This is a genomic window from Paraburkholderia sp. RL17-337-BIB-A, from assembly GCF_046025895.1.
Taxonomy (GTDB): Bacteria; Pseudomonadota; Gammaproteobacteria; order Burkholderiales; family Burkholderiaceae; genus Paraburkholderia; species Paraburkholderia fungorum_C.
The window spans coordinates 1303793-1327553 of sequence record NZ_JARESY010000002.1; the positions used below are offsets into that span (position 1 = coordinate 1303793).

The 23761-nt window shown below is 62.4% G+C and carries 19 protein-coding genes and 1 pseudogene; 6 read left to right on the forward strand and 14 right to left on the reverse strand.

Going from position 1 to position 23761, the window contains the following annotated elements:
* Nucleotides 1-63 precede the first annotated feature (63 nt).
* Together P0D84_RS26745 and P0D84_RS26750 are read left to right on the forward strand one after the other, a co-directional pair.
* Entirely contained in the window at nt 64-2076 is a 2013-nt protein-coding gene (locus P0D84_RS26745) for an aconitase family protein (RefSeq protein WP_408341663.1), read from the forward strand.
* A 152-nt stretch (nt 2077-2228) separates the two neighbouring features.
* Nucleotides 2229-3710 (forward strand): MFS transporter, encoded by a 1482-nt coding sequence (locus tag P0D84_RS26750; RefSeq protein WP_408341664.1) that lies wholly within the window; start codon nt 2229-2231, stop codon nt 3708-3710.
* A gap of 162 nt (nt 3711-3872) precedes the next feature.
* Here P0D84_RS26750 and P0D84_RS26755 read toward each other — a convergent pair whose 3' ends face one another.
* Nucleotides 3873-6239: a DNA polymerase II gene (locus P0D84_RS26755; protein ID WP_408341665.1), complete on the reverse strand. Its 2367-nt coding sequence runs from the start codon at nt 6237-6239 to the stop codon at nt 3873-3875.
* A 267-nt stretch (nt 6240-6506) separates the two neighbouring features.
* On the opposite strand from P0D84_RS26755, the gene P0D84_RS26760 reads away from it, so the two are divergent.
* Entirely contained in the window at nt 6507-6932 is a 426-nt protein-coding gene (locus P0D84_RS26760; RefSeq protein WP_408341666.1) for a PRC-barrel domain-containing protein, read from the forward strand.
* A gap of 278 nt (nt 6933-7210) precedes the next feature.
* On the opposite strand, the gene P0D84_RS26765 is transcribed toward P0D84_RS26760, so the two are convergent.
* The 6 genes from P0D84_RS26765 to P0D84_RS26790 form a co-directional block, all read right to left on the reverse strand.
* Nucleotides 7211-8221, reverse strand: coding sequence for a DUF2891 domain-containing protein (locus P0D84_RS26765; RefSeq protein ID WP_408341667.1), 1011 nt, complete (start codon nt 8219-8221; stop codon nt 7211-7213).
* A gap of 10 nt (nt 8222-8231) precedes the next feature.
* Complete coding sequence (locus P0D84_RS26770) at nt 8232-9182, reverse strand: DUF979 domain-containing protein (protein WP_408341668.1); 951 nt, start codon at nt 9180-9182, stop codon at nt 8232-8234.
* On the reverse strand, nt 9179-9889 hold the full coding sequence (locus P0D84_RS26775; RefSeq protein ID WP_408341669.1) for a DUF969 domain-containing protein: 711 nt from the start codon (nt 9887-9889) through the stop codon (nt 9179-9181). The genes P0D84_RS26770 and P0D84_RS26775 overlap by 4 nt, the downstream gene beginning before the upstream one ends.
* 330 nt (nt 9890-10219) lie before the next feature.
* Nucleotides 10220-11422: an amidohydrolase family protein gene (locus tag P0D84_RS26780; RefSeq protein WP_408341670.1), complete on the reverse strand. Its 1203-nt coding sequence runs from the start codon at nt 11420-11422 to the stop codon at nt 10220-10222.
* Nucleotides 11423-11602: 180 nt separating this feature from the next.
* The gene (locus P0D84_RS26785; RefSeq protein ID WP_408341671.1) at nt 11603-12925 is read right to left on the reverse strand and encodes an NAD(P)/FAD-dependent oxidoreductase; all 1323 of its coding nucleotides are present in this window, start codon (nt 12923-12925) and stop codon (nt 11603-11605) included.
* Entirely contained in the window at nt 12925-14217 is a 1293-nt protein-coding gene (locus P0D84_RS26790) for an NAD(P)/FAD-dependent oxidoreductase (protein ID WP_408341672.1), read from the reverse strand. The genes P0D84_RS26785 and P0D84_RS26790 overlap by 1 nt, the downstream gene beginning before the upstream one ends.
* A gap of 74 nt (nt 14218-14291) precedes the next feature.
* On the opposite strand from P0D84_RS26790, the pseudogene P0D84_RS26795 reads away from it, so the two are divergent.
* Nucleotides 14292-14384, forward strand: a pseudogene (locus tag P0D84_RS26795) (agmatinase); the annotation flags it as partial.
* Between the two features lie 68 nt (nt 14385-14452).
* On the opposite strand, the gene P0D84_RS26800 reads toward P0D84_RS26795, so the two are convergent.
* The 3 genes from P0D84_RS26800 to P0D84_RS26810 form a co-directional block, all read right to left on the reverse strand.
* Nucleotides 14453-15649 (reverse strand): MFS transporter, encoded by a 1197-nt coding sequence (locus tag P0D84_RS26800; protein WP_408341673.1) that lies wholly within the window; start codon nt 15647-15649, stop codon nt 14453-14455.
* A complete protein-coding gene (locus P0D84_RS26805; protein WP_408341674.1) occupies nt 15646-16179 on the reverse strand; it encodes a MarR family winged helix-turn-helix transcriptional regulator in 534 nt (177 codons plus the stop codon). Before P0D84_RS26805 ends, P0D84_RS26800 begins: the two co-directional genes overlap by 4 nt.
* Nucleotides 16180-16303: 124 nt before the next feature.
* Complete coding sequence (locus tag P0D84_RS26810; RefSeq protein WP_408346019.1) at nt 16304-17323, reverse strand: VTT domain-containing protein; 1020 nt, start codon at nt 17321-17323, stop codon at nt 16304-16306.
* 262 nt (nt 17324-17585) lie between these two features.
* Between P0D84_RS26810 and P0D84_RS26815 the strand changes: the two genes are divergently transcribed.
* A complete protein-coding gene (locus P0D84_RS26815) occupies nt 17586-18191 on the forward strand; it encodes a peroxidase-related enzyme (RefSeq protein ID WP_408341675.1) in 606 nt (201 codons plus the stop codon).
* 127 nt (nt 18192-18318) lie between these two features.
* On the opposite strand, the gene P0D84_RS26820 is transcribed toward P0D84_RS26815, so the two are convergent.
* The 4 genes from P0D84_RS26820 to P0D84_RS26835 all read right to left on the reverse strand — a co-directional run bounded on the left by P0D84_RS26820 (nt 18319) and on the right by P0D84_RS26835 (nt 22595).
* Nucleotides 18319-19569 (reverse strand): MFS transporter, encoded by a 1251-nt coding sequence (locus P0D84_RS26820; protein ID WP_408341676.1) that lies wholly within the window; start codon nt 19567-19569, stop codon nt 18319-18321.
* A 221-nt stretch (nt 19570-19790) separates the two neighbouring features.
* Nucleotides 19791-20423, reverse strand: a complete 633-nt coding sequence (locus tag P0D84_RS26825; RefSeq protein WP_408341677.1) for a flagellar biosynthesis sigma factor — start codon at nt 20421-20423, stop codon at nt 19791-19793.
* Nucleotides 20420-21433 carry a DUF2515 family protein gene (locus tag P0D84_RS26830; RefSeq protein WP_408341678.1) on the reverse strand — a complete coding sequence of 338 codons (1014 nt, stop codon included), beginning with the start codon at nt 21431-21433 and terminating at the stop codon, nt 20420-20422. Before P0D84_RS26830 ends, P0D84_RS26825 begins: the two co-directional genes overlap by 4 nt.
* A gap of 226 nt (nt 21434-21659) precedes the next feature.
* Nucleotides 21660-22595: a LysR substrate-binding domain-containing protein gene (locus P0D84_RS26835; RefSeq protein WP_408341679.1), complete on the reverse strand. Its 936-nt coding sequence runs from the start codon at nt 22593-22595 to the stop codon at nt 21660-21662.
* A 403-nt stretch (nt 22596-22998) separates the two neighbouring features.
* Between P0D84_RS26835 and P0D84_RS26840 the strand changes: the two genes are divergently transcribed.
* Nucleotides 22999-23727: a DUF899 family protein gene (locus P0D84_RS26840; RefSeq protein ID WP_408341680.1), complete on the forward strand. Its 729-nt coding sequence runs from the start codon at nt 22999-23001 to the stop codon at nt 23725-23727.
* The last annotated feature ends 34 nt before the right edge of the window (nt 23728-23761 follow it).

A 23761-nucleotide genomic window follows, 5' to 3' on the forward strand; every position in this document is an offset into this window, starting at 1 on the left:
TTGCCGGACCGGCACTTCGGCATCGCGCACGCGCGCCGTATAGTGGGCGCAAGGAGAATGCATATGAGCGATACGATTCGTCTGGACGGCCGCGTGCTGTACTTGTCCCAGGACCCCACGGTGATCGAGGCGCAACTCGCGGGTGAAAATTTCACGCGTGCGAGCGCCGGCCCGCTGCGCGATAACGTCTCCACCGACGAAATCACGCCGGTCACCGTCATGCTCACCTATGACGAGCGCCTCGGCCAGTATCCCTACGTCGGCTTCAAGGCGGGCGAGCGCATGCCGATCGGCCGCAACGCGATCAAGGACGGCGGCTTTCAGGTGACAGTAGCGGGCAAGCGCTACGGCAAGGGTTCGTCGCGTGAATCGAGCCCGTTGGCGGAGTTGTCGGCGGGCATTCGGTTGATCGTCGCCGAGAGTTTCGAGCGGATCTATCAGCAGAACTGCGACAACATCGGCATTCTCACGACCACTGATTTCTCCGTGCTCGACCGTCTGATCGCGGGCGAGGCAGTGCCGATCGATGAGTTCCTCAAAGGCCGCGATGCACTCACGCAGCAGATCATTCGCAGCGGCGGGCTGCTTGCGTACAGCAAGTTCGCGGACTGGCCAGCGCCGCGTGTGCGCGAGACGGCAAACCGGGCACCCACGGCAGCTTCGGCAAACGCCACAAACGCCACAAACGCCACAAACGCCACAAACGCGACAAACACCCCCGAGCCGAAGACACTCGTCGAGAAGATCATCGAGCGTCATCTTCATCCCGGCATTGAAAGCGCGCAGCGCGGCGACGGCGTGTTCATCGCCGCCGACTGGCGCTTCAGCCACGACTACTTCACCGGCATGTGCGCGCATCTGATGCATCGGGCGTTCGGCAAGCCCGCGCCGCTGCATGCGCCGGATCGCATCATCGCGTTTCAGGATCACCTGGTGCTCGCTTCGCAAAGCATTCCACACGTACGTGACGGATTGCTGCCGGGTGTCGCCAATCTGATGGAAGGGCATACGTCCTTCTCGCGCGACTATCCGGTGCGCTCGCACGGCGCCCTCGACAACTTACCTGGTTCCGAAGGTATTTGTCATGCGTTGATGGCCGAGCAATACGCATTGCCGGGGCAGGTGGCGTGCGGCACCGATTCGCACACGCCGCATTCGGGCGCGCTCGGCTGCCTCGCATTCGGTGCGGGCGCAACGGAAATCGCCAATAGCTGGGTGACGGGTTATGTGCGCTGCAAAGTGCCGGAGACCTTGCGGATCGAAATCGACGGCGCGTTGCGTGACGGCGTCACCGCGAAGGACGTCGTGCTGCATCTGTTGCAGATGGACGCGATCCGCTCGGGCGGCGCGATCGGCCTCGTGTTCGAATACGGCGGCGCGGCGGTGCGCGCGATGTCGATCGACGAACGCGCCACGCTCACCAACATGGTCGCGGAGCTGGGCGGCTTCACCGGCATCGTGGAACCGGACGAACGCACGGTGGCGTTTCTGAAGGAACGCCGCGGCCTCGATTTCACCCTTGAAAGCTGGATGAAAAGCGATTCCGGCGCCACGTATCGCGACATGATCCGCATCGACGCTAGCGCCATCGAACCGATGCTCGCGCGTCCGGGCGATCCGGGCAACGGCGTGCCGGCGCCGCAACTGGAACAGGACGTCGCGATCGATATCGCGTATGGCGGCTCCTGTACGGCGGGCAAGCGCGAAGACTTCGATTTCTATCACGAGGTATTGCGCTGGGGCGTGGAGCAGGGTCTGCGTGTCCCTGACGGGACGCGTCTGTTCCTGCAATTCGGCACCATGGCGGTGCGCGCGTATTGCGAGAGCCAGGGCTATTTGCCGGTCTTCGAGCGCGCCGGCGTGACGCTCGTGATGCCGGGCTGCGGGTCGTGTGCGAATTGCGGACCGGGGCAATCGGCCGAGGCGAACGAGGTGACGATCAGCGCGATCAACCGCAATTTCCCGGGCCGTTCAGGTCCGGGCAATGTGTGGCTGGCGAGCCCATACACCGTCGCGGCGAGCGCGCTGGCCGGAAAAATCACCACCTTCGAACAATTGAAGCGCACACACGGCTAGAATGCTGGCCGGACCTTGTGGCCCGGCATCGTGGTGCGCGTGACGCGCGAAAGTACGAAAGTACGACTATACGAAAGGCCGGCACAAGACTGGCCCCGGCGAGCATCATCGTGCAACGCCAGCATGACCCGCATCACGAGGAGACAAACAACATGGCAATCCCCGATCAGACCGGGTCCGTCGCGCGCAGCGCCGGCGGCGCGGCTTTTTCCACCACCGGCGCCTCTGCCGCGGCGTCTGCGGCGTCCCCGGCGTCCGCCACGCTCGACGCCGGCAGCATCTCCGCGCGGCTCGACCGGCTGCCTGCCACGCGCTCCATCTGGAAGCTGGTGGTGCTGCTGAGCCTCGGTTTCTTCTTTGAGCTTTACGACCTGCTGTACTCGGGCTACGTCGCGCCCGGCCTCGTCAAAAGCGGTTTGCTGACGGCGACTACGCACGGCCTGTTCGGCTCGACCGGCGTCGCGAGTTTTATCGCGGCGTTGTTCAGCGGGCTGTTCATCGGCACGATCGCATGCGGCTTTCTGGCGGATCGGTTCGGACGCCGCGCCGTGTTTACGTATTCGTTGCTGTGGTACACGGCGGCCAATGTCGTGATGGCGTTTCAGGAAACGGCGACGGGTTTGAATTTCTGGCGCTTCGTGGCGGGCATCGGCATCGGCGTCGAGCTGGTGACGATCGGCACGTATATCTCGGAACTGGTGCCTAAACAGATTCGCGGCCGCGCTTTCGCGTGCGAGCAGGCCGTCGGTTTTACCGCGGTGCCGGTGGTCGCGTTTCTGTCCTATCTGCTGGTGCCGCGCACGCTGTTCGGACTCGACGGCTGGCGCTGGGTGGTGCTGATCGGCGCACATGGTGCGCTGTTCGTGTGGTGGATCCGGCGCGCCTTGCCGGAAAGCCCGCGTTGGCTTGCGCAACAAGGCCGTCTTGCGGAAGCCGATCGCGTGATGAGCGAGCTTGAAGCGAAAGTGCGCCGCGAATCTGGCCGCGAATTGCCGCCGCCCGCGCCGCCGGTGCCGGTCGCGCCGCGCGGCAGCTTCCGCGATATGTGGGTGCCGCCGTACCGCAGCCGCACGCTGATGATGACGATTTTCAATATCTTCCAGACGGTTGGCTTCTACGGCTTTGCGAACTGGGTGCCGACGCTCCTGATCAAGCAAGGCATTACGATCACCACGAGCCTGATGTATTCGAGCGTGATCGCGCTGGCCGCGCCCATCGGCCCGGTGATCGGCCTTTTCATCGGCGACCGCTTCGAGCGTAAGACGGTGATCGTGGTGATGGCGGCGGCGAATATCGTGTGTGGCCTGTGGTTCAGCCAGGCGTCCGGCGCCGTGTTGCTGGTGAGCCTCGGCGTGTGTCTGACGCTGGCCGGCAACATCATTTCGTATAGCTTTCACGCCTATCAGAGCGAGCTCTTTCCGACCAGCATCCGTGCGCGCGCGGTGGGCTTCGTTTACTCATGGAGCCGGTTTTCGGCGATTTTCACGGCCTTTCTGATTGCCTCGGTGTTGAAGGAGTTCGGCACGTCGGGCGTATTCGTGTTCATCGCCGGTGCGATGCTGATCGTGATGCTGGCGATCGGCCTGATGGGGCCGCGTACGAAGGGGCTCGAGTTGGAGAAGATTTCGAAGTAGTCGCCGGGGCGTGCCTCTGTGTCGTGCGTTCGGGATGGTTCGGTTGTTCGCCTGCGATTGCCAGCGTTCAAGTCCTTCGCGCCCGGCTGTTGTCACGGCAATTGCAAGTTACAGGGCGGCGCTGGTTTATCGGTTAACGATGAGCGCGATGCTGACACCGGCTCAGAACAGCTGCTTCTGCCCCGACATCAGTGTCGTGAAATCGTCGCGCAATAACGGCAGAATCGCATCGGCGACAGGCTGCAACTGCCGTGTCAGATAGTGCTCGTAGTCGATCGCCGAGCGCAGCGTTTCGAGCGGTTCCGGTCCGGCGGTCGTCATCACGTAACTGATCCAGCCGCCGTTCTGATATTGCAACGGGCGCCCCTGTTGCCGGTAGAACTCGTCGGCCACGCGTGCCGCGCGCACATGCGGCGGCACGTTGCGCTCGTAATCGCCGAGCGGCCTGCGCAGCCGCTTGCGGTACACCAGCTGATCGTCCAGTTTTCCTGCCAGCGTATCGCGCACATAGTCGCGCACATAATCCTGATAGGGCTGCTGCTTGAAGATTCGCCGATACAGTTCCTGCTGAAACTGCTGGGCGAGCGGCGTCCAATCGGTACGCACTGTTTCGAGCCCTTTGTAGACGATGTCCTCGCTGCCGTCCGGCAAAATAGTCAGCCCGGCATAGCGTTTCTTGCTGCCTTCCTCGGCACCGCGAATCGTCGGCATGAAAAAGCGCTTGTAGTGCCGCTCGAATTGCAATTCGAGCGCGCTGTCGAGGCCGAAACGCGTTTGCAGATTCTCCCGCCACTGCGCGTTGATATGCTCGACAAGCGCGCGGCCGATGCGGCTCGCTTCTTCCTCACTGTGCGCGTGCTTCAGCCAGACGAAAGTCGAATCCGTATCGCCGTAAATGACCTCGTAGCCTTGCGCCTGGATCAGCTCGCGCGTGGTGTGCATGATTTCATGGCCGCGCATGGTGATCGACGACGCGAGACGCGGGTCGAAGAACCGGCAGCCGGTGGATCCGAGCACGCCGTAAAACGCGTTCATGATGATCTTCAGTGCCTGCGAAAGCGGTTTGTTCTGCTCGCGTTTGGCGGTTTCGCGCCCCTGCCACACCTGGCCGACGATCGACGGCAAACAATGGCGTGTGCGCGAAAAGCGTGCGCCGAGAAAGCCCGGCACCGATTGGTCGTCGCCGGGATTCAGCATGCCTTCCACGAGACCCACCGGGTCGATCAGAAACGTGCGGATGATCGACGGGTACAGACTCTTGTAGTCGAGCACGAGTACGGAATCGTAGAGACCGGGCCGTGAGTCCATCACGAAGCCACCGGGGCTCGCGGCACCGGCTACATCGCCGAGATTCGGCGCGACGTAGCCTTGCCGATGCATCCGCGGCATATACAGATGCGTGAACGCCGCGACCGAGCCACCGCTGCGATCCGCGGGCAAACCGGTGACCGTCGCGCGTTCCAGCAGAAACGGCAGCAACTCGGTCTTCGCAAAGATACGGGTGACCAGCTCGCAATCTTTCAGGTTGTAGCGCGCGAGCGCGGGCTTATCCTCGTCGAAACGGCGCTGGATTTCGTCCATGCGCTGGTACGGATTGTCGATCGCCTTGCCTTCGCCCAATACCGAGCGCGATACGTGTTCGAGGCTGAACGAAGGGAAACTCCACGTTGCCGAGCGCAACGCTTCAATGCCGTCGATGATCCATCTTCCCGCGGCGCCTGCAAAGAAATGATTCTGCTGGCGGCCGTGCTCACGCCATTCCATCACCGCGCCGCCGCGGCCGAGCCGCAACGGCACGCGATATTGTTCGGCGTGCTGTTGCAGCACACGCAGATCGAACTGCACAAGGTTCCAGCCGATGATCGCGTCGGGGTCGTGCCGTTCCAGCCACGTGTTTAACTTTTCGAGCAGCTGTGCACGGGTTTCGCAGTATTCGAGGTCGAAGTCGACATCGCCGGCGTCGCCGTTCGGCGGTCCCAGCATATAGACCTGACGCTGTCCGCAACCTTCGAGCGCGATCGAATAGAGCTCCGCATGCGCGCTGGTTTCGATATCGAGCGAGGCCAGCTTCAATGGCGGCCGGTAGTTCGTGGCCGGCTTCAATTCGCTGTTCAGAAGCGGGCCGCTTTGTTGCATGTCGCCGCTGAACCACACCGGCGCGGTAATGAACCGCTCCATCATGTAGCGCTCGGGCGGGAAGATGTCGGCCTCGTAGACGTCGACGCCGCCTTGTTTCAGGCGTTTCTCGAAGCCCGTCAATTGCCGGTACTGCGGGCAGTAAAGCCCCATCACCGGCCGATGCTGGAAGTCGCACAGATCGAGCGGGCGCAGATCGAGCGGTGCTTCACGGCGCAGGACTGTTTCCGCGCGCTCGCGCTGCCCGGCGGGAATGAAGGCTACCGAAGGCTGAGGACGCAGGCGGATGTGCCGGGGCCCGCCGTCTGTTGCCAGCCAGAAATCGACTTCCGTGCCGGCGGGCGTATCCCGCCAATGTCGGGTCAAAATGAAACCCTGTTCAAGCTCAGTCAAACTGCCACCTCTAAACGGGCGTCATCGCCTGACGTGATTTTACCGTTATGTGGTTGTTACAGCGGCTGTATACGCGCGATCGCAACCGGGTTGGCGGGTCACTGATGCAACCTTGCCGCGCGGGACGGTAGGACTGCGCAGAGTCCGGGCATTTGCAGAAAGCAGTCTGGATGCAGACGCGCAGCGTAGTCTGTATGATCGTTTTGCAGCGATTCCTTCGGTGCAGTGCACGTGCCGGTCAAGTCTACCAGGAACGGAGTGAGCGATATGAACTTGAGCAAACTTGTTGTTGTGGTCGCGGTAGCTGCAAGCAGTTTTGGTGCACAGGCGCAAGTCGCCGGCACGCAACCTTTGAGCGTCACCGTCGCGCAGTCGAACGCCCTGCTGAGCGGCTGGAGTGTGAAGAAGAGCATTCTCGGCAAGGCCGTGTACAACGACCAGAACGAAAAGATCGGTTCGATCCGCGATCTGGTGGTCGCGCCGGACGGTTCGCTCTCCGCTGCAATCGTCGCGGCGGGCGGATTCCTCGGCGTGGCGTCGCATGACGTAGCGGTTCCTGTCGCTGCGCTCGATATTCGTTCAGGCAATTTCTATCTGGCAGGCGCAACCAAAGATGCGTTGAAGGCGACGCCCGAGTTCCAGTACAACAAGGTTCAATCGCCGCCGAAGCCTAAAAAGCTGACCGCTCAGTAACGCCGGGAATTGTGCCTGGAACTATGCCTGGAACCGCTCGAATTTGCGGATCGGCTTTTTGCTCATCAACCGCAGCGCGTCTATCTCGCGAACCGGGTGCGGAAACGATGAACCTCGCACGGCCGCATTCTCAAGCGACGCCGCTGTAACAGTTAGCGCCTGAATCACGCGGCAAAAGAAAACGGCGCTTGCGGCGCGAATCGGTAGTGTGCCAAAACCGTTTCACGCTCGCAGCGCCGTTTTTGCCTTCAGTGAGGAGGGCACTGTCAGCCCATCGTTTACGCTTCCAAAGCTAACGTGGCGAACGTGCCCAACCAGTGTTCGCCCATATAGTCGCCGGCCACGTGCGGCAGGGCGCTTTGAAGATGGCGCTCGGCCGAATCGAACAATACCGTCCGGCGCACGTCACCGGCGGGCAACGCGCGGGCCAGCGACCGCTGGCACCATGCGCGGCTCAGATTCAGGCCATCCAGGTGGGCGATCTTGCCATCGCTGCGGTCGGTCACCGTAACCGGCTCGAACAGCGTGGCGGGCTTTTTCGCGCCAATGTCCGGCAAAAAGCGCCGGAACCATTCGACGAATTGCGCGGGCGGCAAGACGCGCCGCATCAACTCCGCTTCCATCAGCGAAGGCGACAAAAACTCGTCGCCGGCGGGCTCCCAGGCCTGACAGGCGACATCGTTCAGAAACCAGCGCTCCGCCGTATTCACCAGTAGCGCCTCAAGCGGTTCACGCGAAGTTTGCCGCGCGAAATCGAGTGTGAGCGCCAGCGCGAATGCCATGTTGAAGTGCGTGCCGACGCGCAACGGGTAGGTCGCTTTCGGCAGGAATTCCTCGAAGCGCTCGACAAAGAACTCGGTAAGCGGCGCAAACGTCTTGGACCAGCGCGCGGCTTCCGAGCGTTTCAGCGAATGGAGTTGCGCGCTCAGCGCGAGTAGCCACGCCCACCCGTACGGACGCTCGAAGCCGCCGTTATGCGGCAGGTTGAGATAGGCAAGCTCGCCCGCCACATTCGCGTCGGTGAAGTGCTCGTCGACCACCGCGACGATGCGCGCCGCTTCAGGCAGATCGGGAAAGCGCTCGAGCAGATGCAGGACCAGCCAGTAGCCGTGCACGCACGAATGCCAGTCGTAGCTGCCGTAAAAAATCGGATGCAATGCGCGCGGGCCCTGCACGTCTTGCGGACCGGCAAGCGAGTGCGTCAGCTTGTTCGGATACTCGCGCGTGAGGTGGGCGAGTGCGAGATTAGCGAATTTGGACGCGAATTCGGGGGTAAGTTGAATAGTCATCGGCGCCTCCTCAAAAGCGGAATACGAACAGATACAACAGTATGGTATTGACGATCAGCAATAGTAAAGCGGTCGGCCATTGCGCCTTGATCACGCCGTTCTGGTCTTTCAGTTCCAGCAGCGCAGCCGGCACGATATTGAAGTTGGCCGCCATTGGCGTCATCAAAGTGCCGCAGAAGCCGCACAGCATGCCGATGGCGCCGAGAATCGCCGGGTTGCCATGGAATTGATGCACGATCAACGGCAAGCCGATGCCTGCTGTCATGACCGGAAAGGCGGCGAACGCATTACCCATGATCATGGTGAAGATCGCCATGCCGAATGTATAGGCGGCGACCACGGCGAAAGCGGAGTCGACTGGAATCCAGGTCTTCACGAGATCCGACACCACGTGGCCCACGCCGGCGATCGCAAACAGCGCGCCGAGGGCAGCCAACATCTGCGGCAGGATGGCGGCCCAACCCACGGTATCCATGGTGTGCCGCGCGTCTTTCAACGCGTGCACCGGCGAGTCGCGCAACATGACAAGCGCCGTGCCAAAAGCGACAAGCGTGCCTAGCACCAGCGAAATCAGCGTGACGTTCTTCGGGTCGACGAACGGGACGTATTTCAGCGTCAACGTGCCGAGCAAGGTGATGATCGGAATCAGCAGCGCCGGGATGAAAAGCTTATTGCCGAAGCGCTGTGCTTTGGCTTCGCGGCGCGCGCCGGCCGCTTCGCTGTTGGCGTCCGTTTTGCCTTTGCCCAGCTTGCCGGAACCGGCGATCAAGGCGAGTGCGATGGCGAGGCAACCGGTCACGAAATGCGGCAGTTCTCCGCCGAACATAAAGGTGATCGCATAGATGCCCCAGAACAGAAAGTTGACGACGCGTCGCGGATTCGAGCGGTCCTGCAGATTGAAGAGCGCGAACGCGGCAAACATCAAACCGGCCAGCACGTAGAGGGATTCGAGCTTGATCATGATTGTGCGATGCCTCGTGCCTGTGCCCGTTCCATGCCCAACGTAGTCATCTTGTGCGACAGATTGCGGTCGAGCAGCATCAGGCGCACCACGTGAATCACGAGTGCGGCGATCGCAGTGGGAATGGCCCACACCGACACCTGCAGCGGTTCGACCATGATGCCGTTCTGTTCCAGGAAACCCTTGATCAGCAGGATCGACTGGATCGCAATGAAAATGTCTTCGCCGAAGAACACGGCAATGTTGTCGACCGCCGACGCATTCGCGCGAATCTGCTGCCGCACGGCATCGGGCAGTTCACCGTAGCGATTCGCGGCGGCAGCCTCGGCCATCGGCGCGATCAGCGGCCGCACCATCTGCGCATGGCCGCCGAGCGACGTGAGTCCGAGCGCGGCGGTGATCTGGCGAATCACGAAATACAGCATCAGCACGCGCCCGGTGGTGGCGGCGTGCAAACGTGAAATCAGGTGTTTGGCCTGTTCTTTCAGGCCGTTGCGTTCGAGCAGCGCGATCACCGGCAGCGTGAGCCAGATCAGGCCCATGTAGCGGTTATCCGCGAACGCCTTGCCGAATGCGCTGACGATCTCCACGGGTTGCAAGCCACCGGCCACGCCGGTGGCGATCCCCGCGATCGTCACCACCAGTAGCGCGTTGAAGCGCAATGCAAAGCCGAGTACGACGATTGGCACGCCAATCAAAACCCACATCGTGATTCTCCTGTGTCGCTGCTATGTCGTTGTTTTGCCGCTGCGCGCGCCGCTTTGGGCGCTTGGCGAGAGCCGGTTGCATTTGGGTGTGTGGCGGGTTGCGCCAGGTTGCAACGGCTCGCGGGCGACGAAATCTAACACGATAATTTATCGATAAATAGTCAACAAAATGGGTTCCCCGGGTAAACGCCAGGGGCGACGAGTGGCCGTGCTTGCAGAACGCGCGTGGGGGGGGGGGCGAGTGTGATGACGCAGCTGTGCTCGATCAGCGCATCGACACGTTGCTCATTGCTCTGGATGAAGACTCTTCACGTGCGGTACGCACGCGTCTTATGCCGCATGGACGTCGATCAGCGCGCCGTCGCGCACGACGATACGTCCGTTCGCCACAACCAGCTTGCGTCTGGGCCGCGCAACCACGGCATGCGCGACGGATTCCGCATCGACCAGCACGAGGTCCGCGCGTGCGCCGACGCGCAGACCGTAGTCGCTGAAACCGCAACCTAGAGCGGCAGCATCGCTCACGCAGTGGAATGCCATCTCGAGGTCGTCGTCGCGCCGCAAGTCGTAGCGCATGCCGATCAGCATCGCGCGCTCGAGCATGTCCGGCACGCCATACGGCGACCAGGTGTCGCGAATACCATCGTTGCCGCCGAAGATCGTGACGCCTTTGTCCCTGCAAATTTTGAGCGGCGGAACCGGGCGAGACGGCGGCGCGCTGGTCAGAAGCGCCACGCGTAAATGCGCGATCCGTTCGAGCAGTACGTCGCGTTCACGTTCCGGTAAGGCGCCGAGACAAAACGCGTGACTGACCACAACCCGGCCCTGCATGCCCATTGCCTCGACGCGATCGAGCAGCAGTTTCAATGTGAAAGCGCCGACTTCGCCGGGCTCGTGCAGATGGATATCGATCGGCTTGCGGTAGCGTTCCGCGAGCTCAAAGGTCGCGTTCAGCGACGCAACGGGATCGCCGTCGATCAAGGCGGGATCGAGCGCGCCGAGTACGTCGGCGCCTTCGGCGAGCGCGTTGCCGAGCAGCTCGACCGTGCCGGGACGGATCAACATGCCCGACTGCGGAAACGCGACGATCTGCATGTCGAGCACATTACGCAGTGTCTGCCGTGTGCTGAGCACGCCGTCGACATAACGCAGCTGCGCATCGGTATCGACGTCGACGTGGGTGCGCAGGCGCGTCGTGCCGGCCTGCACGAATGCCCGCGCGAGCGCGAGCGACTGGACAGCCGCGTCGTGCCCCGACGCCTTGCGCCATTCGCGCTCGTTGCTGATGCGGTGGACTAGCGTGGGTCCGACTTCGTTGCGATACCACGGACGGCCCCAGTGGCTTTTGTCGAGGTGCGTGTGCCCTTCGACGAAACCCGGCAGCAGCAACGCGCCGCCGCCGTCTTCGACTAAAGCACCGGCTTGCGGCTCGACATGCGGCCCGAGCGCCGTGATGCGACCGTCGGCGACCGCTACGGAAACCGTCTGGCCGTCAGCCAGCCGCACGTTGGTGAGGAGAAGAGCGTGAGTCATGTTGGTCATACCGATTCGACGGAGGGGGCGATACGGGCCCGCAACGCGCGCTGCTTTATCGGGCGACGGCCGATGCCGTCGTCAAGGAACTTGCGCGTGCGTTGTCACGTATGTTCGGGCCGCAGCGGCGGTGAAGCGCTTGCGCATTGGCATGCATGAACAATAACGCCGGACAAGCGCCTAAAACAACTCCAGCATCCGGTGATACATCATCCCGAGTTCAAGCGCCGGACCACGCAACGCCGGCCCGCCTGGAAAGCGTGCATGCCGCAACTGCGCGAATAGATCGAAAGCCGCCGTTTCACCCGCCATGGCCTTTGCAATCACGCGTCCGGCAATTCCCGTCAACGCCACACCATGCCCGGAAAAGCCCTGCACGTAGAAGTAGTTCGGATCGATCGAGCCAAAATCGGGCGCGCGATTGCGCGTCACGTCGACGAAACCGCCCCACGCATAGTCGATTCGCACATCGGCGAGTTGCGGAAACACGCCGATCATGCGCTTGCGAATCTCTTCGCCGAGTTGCACAGGCGAGGCGCCGGTCGAACTTGCGCGTCCGCCGAACAGCACGCGATGATCAGCCGACAGACGGAAATAATCGAGGAAGAAGTTATTGTCGCAAATCGCTTCGCGCCCTTTGATCAACGCATCGGCACGTGCCTGGCCGAGCGGCTCCGTGGCGACGATGTAAGACGCGATCGGCGCGATGCGCGCGGCGACCGGCGCGGGCAACACGTCGCCAATCGTCGCATTGCCGCACGCCGCGACGAAGCGGCAGCGTACTTCGCCGTCAGCGGTACGCACAACAGGCCGCGCACCGCGCACCACTTCGATCACCGGCGAATGCGCGAACAGTTGCGCACCTTCACGACGTGCCGCATCGGCGAGGCCGAGGCAGTATTTGAGCGGATGCAGGTGACCCGAAAACGGATCGTAGACGCCGGCCAGATAGCGTTGCGAAGCGACGCGTGAACGCACTTCGTCGGTATCGAGCCACGAGAGCTTCGTATAACCCCAGCGTTGCGAGGCCGATTCCATCCACGAACGCAAATCCGGCACACGTTTCGGTTTGGTCGCTACCGTCAGATAACCGGAGGTGAAATCGCAATCGATCCCATAGCGTTCGATGCGCTCGCGCACGAGCGCCACGCCTTCCACCGACATCGCCCATGCGGCGCGGGCGCCGTCGAGTCCGAGTTGGCGCTCGATGATCTCGTCCTTGGCGAAGCCGACCAGCGTCTGACCGCCGTTACGGCCTGACGCGCCCCAGCCAGGGCGGTGCGCATCGAGCACCACCACCGACAAGCCGCGGGCCCGGCATTCCAGCGCCACCGATAAACCGGAGAAACCCGCGCCGATCACGCAGACATCGGCCTCCAGCGTGCCGTCGAGCACGGGATCGTCGGTCAGCGGACGGGCGGCGCTCGCCTCGTAATAAGAGTTGGCGATTAGCGCGTCGGCGCGCCGGTCGAGGGTATTGAAGCCAGGCGTCGGAGCATTCATCAGAGCAGGTCCTTCATTCGATACCAGGCCATCGCGAGGACGAGGGCAGGGGTCCGCAGTGTAGCGCCGCCCGGGAAGTCACGGTGACGAATCTTGCCGAACAGATCGAAACGCGACGCCTGGCCGTCGATCGCTTCGGCGATCAGTTTGCCCGCGAGCCCGGTGGTGTTGACGCCATGTCCGGAGAAGCCCTGCGCGAAATACACGGTAGGCGAAAGCCGGCCGAAATGCGGCGCGCGATTCATCGTGATGTCGACGAAACCGCCCCACGCATAGTCGATTTTGACATCGTCGAGTTGCGGGAAGGTCTTCAGCATATCGCGGCGCATCGCTTCGCCCAGATTGCGCGGCGCGAGCTTCGAGTAGCTGACTTTACCGCCCCACAGCAAACGGTTGTCGGGAGCAGGCCGGAAATAGTCCAGCACGAAGCGGCTGTCGCATACGGCCGCTTTGGCCGGCATCAGCGCTTCGGCGCGATCGGGGTCGAGCGGTTCGGTGGCGATCACGTAGGTGCCGACCGGCATGATCTTGCTGGCGACCTCCGGCGCGAGTTGGCCAAGATAGGTATTGCAGGCGAGCACGACGAATTGCGCGTTCACCTTGCCGCGCGCGGTTTCGGCCACATGCCGGCCGCTTTCCTGGCGCAACGCGACGACGCAACTGTCTTCGAAAATCTGTACGCCGGCGGCGCGTGCGGCGCGCGCCAGCCCGAGCGTGTAATTCAGCGGATGCAGATGGCCGCTGTCCGCATCGAACAATCCGCCGAGGTAGCGCTGCGATTGAACATAGTTGCCGATGCCATCGGCGTCGACATAACTGAAGCGGTCATAGCCGAAGCGCCGTTGCGCTTCGTCGCGCCATTTTTGCAAAGCATCCGTATCGCGTGGCTTGTTCGCCGCGGTCAGGTAACCGATGGTCAGGTCACAATCGATCTGATGCTTCGCGACGCGCTCCTTGACGATGTCCAGGGTTTCGAGCCCCATGTCCCAAACACGCTTCACGTCATCCGCGGGCATGAACGTCGCGAATGTATCGATATCGCAGGCAAAGCCGCCGATCAACTGGCCACCGTTGCGGCCGCTCGCGGCCCATCCAACTTTCGATGCTTCGAGCACCGCGACCGAGTGACCGCGCTCAGCGAGATTCAACGCGGTCGAGATGCCGGTGAGGCCCGCGCCGATCACACAGACGTCGACGTTGAGCGTCTCTTCGAGCGGGGGATGGCGCGTGGTGTCGTTGGCCGTGGCTGCGTAATACGAGGCGACGTGAGACTGGTTAGAGAATTGGAGCATAGGCAGGGCAGGCAGAAGAGGCCGTGGCGCGTGACCCGCCGTCAAGCCGGGCCACGCGATGAGGCGGGTCGTTTTATGATCAGAGCGAGATCACGGCGATTGCCGCCGCGCATATCGCGTGCGATCTGTTGTGTCTGTGGCGGCAGCGGAAAGTGGCTGAACGTTAGGCTCGTTCCAGACACATCAAGCGGCTTGAAACACAAGCGGCTTGAAACACAAGCGGCTTGATCCAGGCTCAGCCCATCGACGACGATCGATCGGGTTGACGCCGGCCTTCGCGCAAGCCGAGCGTGTAGGCCACGAGCGCGCCGCTCATGATCGCCAGTTGCCACATCAGCATATCGGGGCCGCGTGCGTTCATCGCGAAGCCGGCGATAAGCGGCCCCACGATCGAACTCGCGGTGAAGGTCAGCGACACCAGCCGCATGTTGCGCGTCAGCGCGGCTTTGTCGCTGCATGCAGCCGCGACCATGCCGAGTGTGATGTACGCGCTGTTCATGCCGCCGAGCAGCAGGGCGCTCGCCGAGGCGAGCCATGAGGCGGGCGCGGCGAGCGCGAAACCGCAGATTGCCAGCGTGCTAAGCGCCGCGCAGGCGATAACCGTGGCGGCGAGGCCCGCGCGATCGCCGAACCAGCCGACCGGAAATTGCAGCGCCATGCCACCGACGCCGAACAGCGTGAGCAGTGTGGCCGTCTGCGTCGTAGTGAGGCCGTGGGCGTCGGCGAACAGCGGGAAGAGGCCGTAGAGCGCGCCATCGCCGATACCGCCTGCCGCGACCACCACCATGCCGAGGCTGACCAATGGGCCGATCGGGGCGTTTTTCCCAGCCTTGGTTCGTCGCGCTGGGTGTGCTGCTTCGGCAGCAGGGCGCCCGTCGTCCGACGCGGTCAGCCACAGCGGAACGGCGGCAGCAAACGTGAAGGCCGCGCCGGCCGCGAACGTGATGCTTCCGTCGACCGCGCACCACACCGCCAACGCCGGACCGATTACGCCTGCGCTAGCGATCAGCGCTTCGTGCACACCCACAACACGTCCGCTCGATTCAGCCGGCACAAGCCGATAGAGCCACGTTTCGTTGGCGATCCAGCGCAAACCGATGCCGAGGCCGGTCAACAAGCCAGGCACGAGCCATAACGGCCACCACAACGCGTTCATCGTCGCGAACGCAACTAGTGTGGCGGCGAGTCCCAGCGACACCGTGCGCTTCGCACCGACACGCGCCACCAGCCACGGCGCGATCAGCAAGCCGGCCAGCATGCCGGTCCATTGCGACGCGGAGAAAAGGCCGGCGCGCGGTGCGTCGAGACCGCGATGGGCTAGCCACACCGGCAGCACCATGAAGCCGATGCCGAACTGGCCGATCTGCGAGAGCGCCGACACCGCGGTCAACGCGGCGATCGCCGGCCAGCGCACCGGCGCGGCGGCATTCATGTGCCGCTCCGCGCAGGCATCGGCAGCCCCTGTTCGCGGCATTCGACCGGACAGCCGGCTTTCAGGCAGGGACCATCGTCGCAAAGGCGGCACAGTTGCATGGCATGTGCCGGATCGCGGGTTTCACTCCATAGGATCTTGATCAGCAGGCTTTCGAGCACGGCGCGCTCGTGCTCGTCAAGCTGGCCGACAATGCGTTGGAGCATCCGCTCACGTGCCGTTTGCAGGCGTTTGGCCTCACGCTTGCCGGAAGCGGTCAAAGCCAGCGCGACGGAACGTTTGTCCGTGCCCGATTTCTTTACGACAAGGCCGGCGTCCACCAGACCCGCGACGGCGCGGACCGCAGCCGGATGCGAAAGATCGACCGCCTCGCGCAGTACTTCAATGGATGAATCGGGATATTGGCCGACGGCGTTGAGCATGGCGCGGGCAGTGGGGCCCGCGAGCGCGGCCACGGTAGGCTGCGCATTCATCTCGTCCGTGACCAGCAGGGCTAGCACGCCAAGCAGGTTCTCTGTGCGCTGCGTCATGGAAATGCCTCAATGTGTGCAACGTGCATATATGCATGTTGCACACATTGATGGCCAGGTGCAAGCGGTTTTTTGCAGCGGCGTTGTGTTGAGGCGCGAGTTCAACCGCCTGCGGCGCCCGCTGTCATTTCGCCAGTCTCGCCCGCACGGTGTATTCGCCCTCGTCGCCTGCGTCTTCCGACATATGGGCCATCGCCGTCTCGAAGTCGGGCGGCAGGGGCTCGACCGGATAGCCGCGCTTTTCCCATGCGTCGAGGCCGCCCTTGAGCGCTTTCACTTGGTGGATATTCTTTCGATGCAACTGATTGACGATCCGCTTGGCGGTCGCTTCGTTAGGACAGACGCAATAGACGACAATTGGCCGCTTCAGTAGCTCGGGATGCAGCGGCTCGGGCGAATCGAGATCCAGCACCTGCGCGCCGGCAATCCGGTGCGATTCTTTCGCGCGTATGCTGCGCGGCCGCGCATCGAGAATCAGCGGTGGCTCGTTGGAGTTCATCATTTCGTCGAGCTGTTCCGGCGAGATGCGCACATGCGCGAGCCAGCGGCGAAACTGCCAGCGGCGTACGCAGCGATAGAGGAGCGCGGCAACGAAGATTGCCGCGAACGCATCGAAAATCGTGCCGCCGTTATGGCGCACGAGCAGAACGAGTTGCACGATCTGATCGTGAAGAGCCGCGCCGCCGATCACCCACACGCTGGCCCATAGCACCGCGCCGACAAAATCCCACAGCAGAAACACGCCGACGTTGATTGGCGTCGTGCCGAGCAGCGGCGCCGAGATCAGGCCGAGGCCGGGCAGGAATTTCGCAACGGTGAGAATCGGGGCACCGTACCGTTCGTAGGTGTTGCGCGCGACGCGCACAGTGGTGTCGAGCGAGAGCGAGAAGCGCACCAGCTGATTCAGCAAGCGCCGGCCGTACGCGCGCCCGGTGAAGAACCATAACGCGTCCGCAATCATCGTCGCACCGACAGCGGCGGCCACCACACTGGCGTAAGAGGTCTGTCCCGTTGCCGCCATCGTTCCGCCGAGGATCAGCATGGGCGCCGCCGGAATCGGCATGCCGAGCTGCGTGATCAGCACGCTCATGAAGACGGCCCACACGCCCAGCGAGGGTGGAATAGCAACCGGAAAATGCCACACAACCGCGCTCCTCTTGATGCAATGATTGGATTTGAATTTGTTCGCGTCCAGTTGGCGCCCGATCGACACCGGCACGAACGCGGACCGCATGTTCCGTTCCTGCCGGTTACTGGGCGGACGCGCACCCGCTCCGCGAGGCGGCACGAATGCAGCAGGCCGACATGGGATTTAAGCACAGGTTGGCAAAACGGCGCTGCCGGGAAGGCTGAAAGCCTGCATTGCTACAATCGTCGTGCACATACAGACATAACGGAGACACCGCATGGCAAACCTTCAGCCGATCAGCCGCTATCCCGTGCCTGAGCCGAGCGAATGGCCGGACGACATCCGCGCCCGCATTCTCGAGGTCCAGCAGAAGGCCGGCTTTGTGCCGAACGTATTCCTGACGCTGGCGCACCGGCCGGACGAATTCCGCGCCTTTTTTGCGTACCACGACGCGTTGATGTTGAAAGAGGGCGGCTTGACCAAAGGCGAACGCGAGATGATCGTCGTTGCCACGAGCGCGGTGAATCAGTGCCTGTATTGCGTGGTCGCGCACGGCGCGATTCTACGTATTTACGAAAAGGCGCCGTTGCTTGCGGATCAGGTGGCCGTCAATCATCGCAAGGCGGATATCACGGCGCGCCAGAAGGCGATGCTCGATTTCGCGCTGAAGGTCTGCCGCGAATCCGGCACGGTCGACGATGCCGATTTTCAGACCCTGCGCGAGCATGGTTTTTCGGATGAAGACGTGTGGGATATCGCGGCAATCACGGCATTTTTCGGCTTGTCGAACCGGATGGCCAATGTCATTTCGATGCGTCCGAACGACGAGTTCTATTTGATGGGGCGCGTGCCGAAGGCGGCGGTGGACGCGTCGCAGAAATAGCATTGGAGCGCGGGGTGGGGATTCGCGGCGCGCGTGCGGATGCGTGCTTGCGCATAAGCACACGCTCGCGATCGGGCCCTCACGCTGTGAGGCTCACAAGCCACAAGCACGCAAGCGCCCGAGGTCCTCAAGCGCTCACCGCCTCGGACCGCATCGCAGGCGAACTCACCGCCTTGTCGTCGATCGGAAAATGCAGCATCGCGGCGATGAGTCCGGCGGCGACGGTTGCTTCCCAGAGCAGCGAATACGAACCGGTCAGATCGAACACCAGCCCGCCGAGCCACGCACCCAGAAACGAGCCGATCTGATGGCTCAGAAAGCAGACCCCGAACAGACTGCCGAGGTGCCGCGTGCCGAACACCTTCGCGACGAGCCCGCTCGTCAAAGGCACGGTGCCGAGCCAGGTCAGTCCCATCACGGCCGCGAAGATGACAACGGAAACGGAGGACTTCGGCAGGAGAAAGAAGGCGCCGATCGTCAAGCTTCGAATGAGGTAGAGCCAGCCAAGTACGTGCTGCTGCCGGAACCGTCCGCCGAGCCAGCCGCATCCCCAACTGCCTGCCATGTTGAACAGGCCGATCAGCGCGAGCGCCGTTGCGCCCAACCCGACAGGCATGTGACAGAGCGTCAGATATTCAGGCAAATGGGTGGCGATGAACGCGAGTTGAAATCCACAGGTGAAGAAGCCGAGCGTCAGGAGTCGATATCCGCGATGCCGGGCCGCTTGAGCAACGACTTGGCGAAGCGGCACGGCAGGCGTCTCCCCGACCTGCATGCCGACACCCGCGCGCCGGTCCAGCACGATGCCGAGCGGCGCGATCAGTAGCATCATGAAGGCCAGCACGAAGAGCGACGTGGCGATCCCCGAGTTGAGTCGAATGCTCTGCGCGAGCGGGATCATCAATACCTGCCCCGCCGAGCCGCCCGCGCTGACAAGCCCCATCGCCATGCTGCGTTGTTCCGGGGAGGCGATGCGGCCGACCGCCGGCAACACCACGCCGAAGGTCGTGCAACTCACGCCGATGCCGACCAGCAGACCCATGCCGACGATCAGCATCGGGCCCGACGGCGCCACCGCCGCGACGCCCAGGCCCGCTGCGAAGGTCGTCGCGCCGAATGCGACCACCGGCGCTGAGCCGTAGCGGTCCGCGGCGGCGCCCGCGAACGGCTGCGCGAAACCCCACACCAGGTTGTGCAGCGCGATGGCGAAAGCGATCAGCGTGACGGGCAGGCCGCGGTCGAACGAGAACGGCCCGATGAAGAGGCCGAAGGTCTGCCGGATGCCCATCGCGGCGCTCAGAATCAGCGCACCGGCGAGCACCACGAGCATGGTTTGACTGAACGGGAAGGCGAAGCGTTTGCTATCGGTGGTGGACATGTTCTGATCTCCTTGGACACCATGGTCGCAGCGAGCGTCAGAAGCGGCAAAAGAAAAGATTTTGACGACAGGTGAGCGTGGCTCACCTGTTGGGGGATGAGTGCGTGATTAAGTGGAGGGACATACAAGCGAAGCGGGGGAGCGGATAGCGGTAGGGGGTACGGCTCTTTCGCTTTCATCCGTTGCCGGGAATGATCCAGATACCGGCCTTCAAGTTCAATTCATTCCTGGTCGTTTGGCAGTTCGCCAAACACAGGCAGTCCAAGGTCCAAAGTGATCAGGTACCGCTCGTCGTTCGGACGATCATCGGAGCGAAAGCAACGGATATTGAGGGAGATTTGATAGGTGTTGCCGGCCTGCCAATAGCTCGTGGGAGCGACACAACGTCGTATTTGTGCACGTGTATCCCGAGTGTCTTCAATAGGCGGATTTCTATTTACGCGAAACGGTTTCCATCCCCCGCGCCGGAACTGATCCTGCAAACCAATGAAGACAGCCATCGCCTCGTCGAGCGGTAGAGTGTCAAGCTGCGGCGATAGAGTAACCGCCACGACCTTGCCGCTGTCATCGGCATAAAGGCTCAAGAATTTCGCTGCAGGCGTCGAAAATCCATATTGCGGGTCGCTAAACCGTAGGACGGCTGGCCGCTGGATATGGAGGTTGATCCTGTTGTCACCGGTAAGCACAGGTAGCGTCGAACGGGATTGTTGGCGTACCTGCTTATAAGGTTCTCCGATGGTCAGTACAACTTCGTCCGCCGGCCTGGCTTTCACATAGACTCCCCACACAGCGGCAATGCCAAGAATCAGGCCGGCAATCCGCCATCGCCATTTGCTGGTTCCCGGTTCTGTCATTGCCCACCGCCTCCTGCAAGCAGGAACAGGGAGTTCTCGACAGAATGGCGCTCGATCGGATGGCGCAACAAATCGTCAAACCGCTGCGCCGCTCGTAGCACGAACGCCATTCGTTGGTCCGCCTTGGCCAGATTCGCCAGAGGCTCCTTGCTGAATAGCTCGAATTTTGCGTTGGCACCCGTGACCGTGCATTGATTCGCCAGCGTCAACTGGATTTCCCGCGCCGATCCCGTTGGGATGTTCAACGCCCACGCGAACTGGTTAGCTCGCATCAATATGGCAAAACCCGGATCGTCGTACATGGCGGGTTGCAGGATATTGAGTTGCTCGTGGCGAGCCAGCTGCGCGACTCCTTCAGTAAGATTGCCGGCGTCGATCCCGCCGAACCCTCTCAGTATCTCGGGTCGCTCTTCGCCAAACAACACCTTATCTGCGATCGGCCATACCACGGACCCGCGCAGCTTTTTCCGCTCCGGCAGGCACCGTCTGAAACGCGACAGTCCGAATTTCTTGTAAAACATGTGCAGCGGCCAGATATCGAGAAACAACGCGGTGTTGCCTTTCGCCAGCATCTCATAGACCTTGCGTGCGCCTCCGCCGGACGCCTGATCGCGTACCGGCATACGCGGCGAGGCATAAGGCGACAGGTGTTCAAGCGGTGAACTGGCTTTGTCCCATTGCTGGTAGGCGTCCCGCTGTCGGTTTGACTTGCCGATCATCTCTGCGGCGTTGAGCAGGCCGCAGCCAACCTGTTTGGATGCAAATGCAGCGAGCCCAGCCCATTGGAACCGATGGTCGTCCAGCCACAATTGCGCGTAAGCAGCGTTGATGCGCCGGTTGCGCGCGATTGGATCGTCAACGGATACGATAGCCTCTGCTTTCCTCTGATAGAAGCGCCAGCAGTTGATGCAGTCTTGCCTGTCATCTTCCGCCCGCTTTTTGGCGGCTGCCTCTTCCTCTTTCCAGTTCGGGTAACAAGTCGGACACCTTGGGTTGTCGCACTTCGGCATGAAACTTACTCGTTATTGGTTTTTTGTTTTCACCACGCACCGCGACGTTCGTTTGCGGCGCATGCCCACTTGAGGTTAGCCACATCGAACGTTGATGCAGTCATTTTCAGCGCGAATAAATCTAGCAGATCGCCGAGCGCCCATGTTTATGGGATATACGACGCTTTTTTGTGCGCGGAAGATTGTCAGCCGCGTGAGCGCGGCTTCAAGGAATGGCTAATCTGCGCTAGTCGCACGATTTTGTTACCGGCGGTCGGAGATTCTCGAATGGCGCAGCCTCGCTGAGCAACCATCGCTTGAAATCGGACAGCTCCGGGCGATGCTCCGCGCTATCCCCGTTTTGCGCGCACACCAGCCAATAGGCCGTGGAGGAGGCGACCGTCTGCGAGCAGGCTTCGACGAGCGCGCCGTTGGCGAGATCGCGGTCCACCAGCGGCCGTCTGCCGAGTGCGACGCCGAGGCCCATGCTCGCGGCTTCGAACGCTAGCTGAATCGTGTCGACACGCAAGCCATCGTTCAAGTCGATACCGTCCAGGGCGACCCCGTCCAACCACGCCTGCCAGTCCTCGCTCGCCGAGTTCACATGAATGAGCGTCGCGCGACACAGATCGAGGTTGCCGTGCGCATCGCGCAGACTCTCCAGGTAAGCAGGGCTGCACACCGGCACCAATTGTTCACCGAACAGACGCGTCCATGCAGTCCCGGCGACCGGAGCACGGCTCAGGCGAATCGCGAAATCGAAACCGTCGACGGGAAAGCCGACCTGACGATGCGACGTGTCGACGGTGACGTTGGCATCCGGCCAGCGCGTGCGAAAAGCGGCGAGGCGCGGCAGCAGCCAGCGCGAGGCGAGCGTGGGCGCGCAACTCAGCGCGATCGGGCGATTCGCGCGGTGATTCGGCAGGCGCTGCGTGCCGATCGCGATCAGCGAAAACGCTTCGGATACGTACGACAGATAGTCGGCACCTGCTGGCGTGAGCGAAATTCCACGCGGCTCGCGTACGAACAGTTCGACGCCGAGCGACTGCTCCAGACCGACAATGCCGTGACTGATCGCACTCGGCGTGACGTTCAGTTCGGCGGCGGCGAGCTTGAAACTCTGATGTCTGCCGGCGGCCTCGAAGAAGCGCAGCGCGGGCAGGGGTGGCAGACGAAGCGGCATGGTGCATCCCCAGAGGCGGCGCAGTGGGCGCCGTGACGGTGTCATAGCGCGCCGATGCGCGCGTGCTGTTTCGGGGAAGGATACCTTGCAATGAGGTTTCGATCGGTGTCGGCATGGCGCCGTGACTCGTACGCATTTCGTCCACGGGACGTCCGCGTGTCGTACGCGGGACAACGCCATCTCGTACGCGTGTCGTCCGCGGGACATCGGCACGTCGAGCGCGTACCAAAAGGACGCGCTCGAATGCCGTTGCGGACGATTCAAAAAAATCCACCGGCCCTGTCGATTTACCGTCACGCTGTTCGTCGTGGCTGTATAGGGGCAAAAAAGCGCTCGCGAATCGGTTGCGCCGCACCACGCCGCTATCGCGCCCTTTATCGTTTCCCGCAAAAGGAGGTGGCTGATGACTGACGTAGACCCATCCGCACAAACGCTGAAACCGGCCCGGCTGCTGGCCGAATCGCCTAGCCGTTTTCCCGGCGAGAGCGCGGCATATCGTAGCGCGCGCAACGATCTGCTGGGTGAGGAAATCGAATTGCGCCGCCATATCGAACGTGTGGCTGCTCAGCGCCGTGCGCTGCCGCCCGGCGGCCTCGTGCCGCAGGACTATCGCTTCGAGAGCGAAGCGGGCCCGGTGACGCTTGCGGAGATGTTCGGCGCGCATGACACCCTCGTTACCTACAACTGGATGTTCGGCCCGCAGCGCGCGCGGCCCTGTCCGATGTGCACCTCGCTTTTGAGCGCCTACGACGGCGAAATGCCTGACATATTGCAGCGCGTGGCGTTTGCGGTGATCGGCCGCTCGCCGATCGAGAAGCTCGTGGCGTTCAAGAAGGAGCGCGGCTGGCGGCATCTGCGGCTGTATTCGTCGGGTGGCAACACTTTCAACCGCGACTACGCCGCCGAAGATCCGGACGGCGACGATCATCCCGCCTTCAATGTGTTCACACGCTCAGGCGGCACGGTGCGGCACTTCTGGGCCGAGGAAATGGGGCCGTCGACTGCGGACCCGGGCCAGGACCCGCGCGGCGCGCCTGATGTGATGCCGATCTGGACGGTGCTCGACATGACACCCGGCGGCCGAGGCACCGACTGGTATCCGAAACTGGAATACGGGGCGACGCCGGGTTAGCCATGCACTCGCGTCACGCGCGTGTGTCATGCGT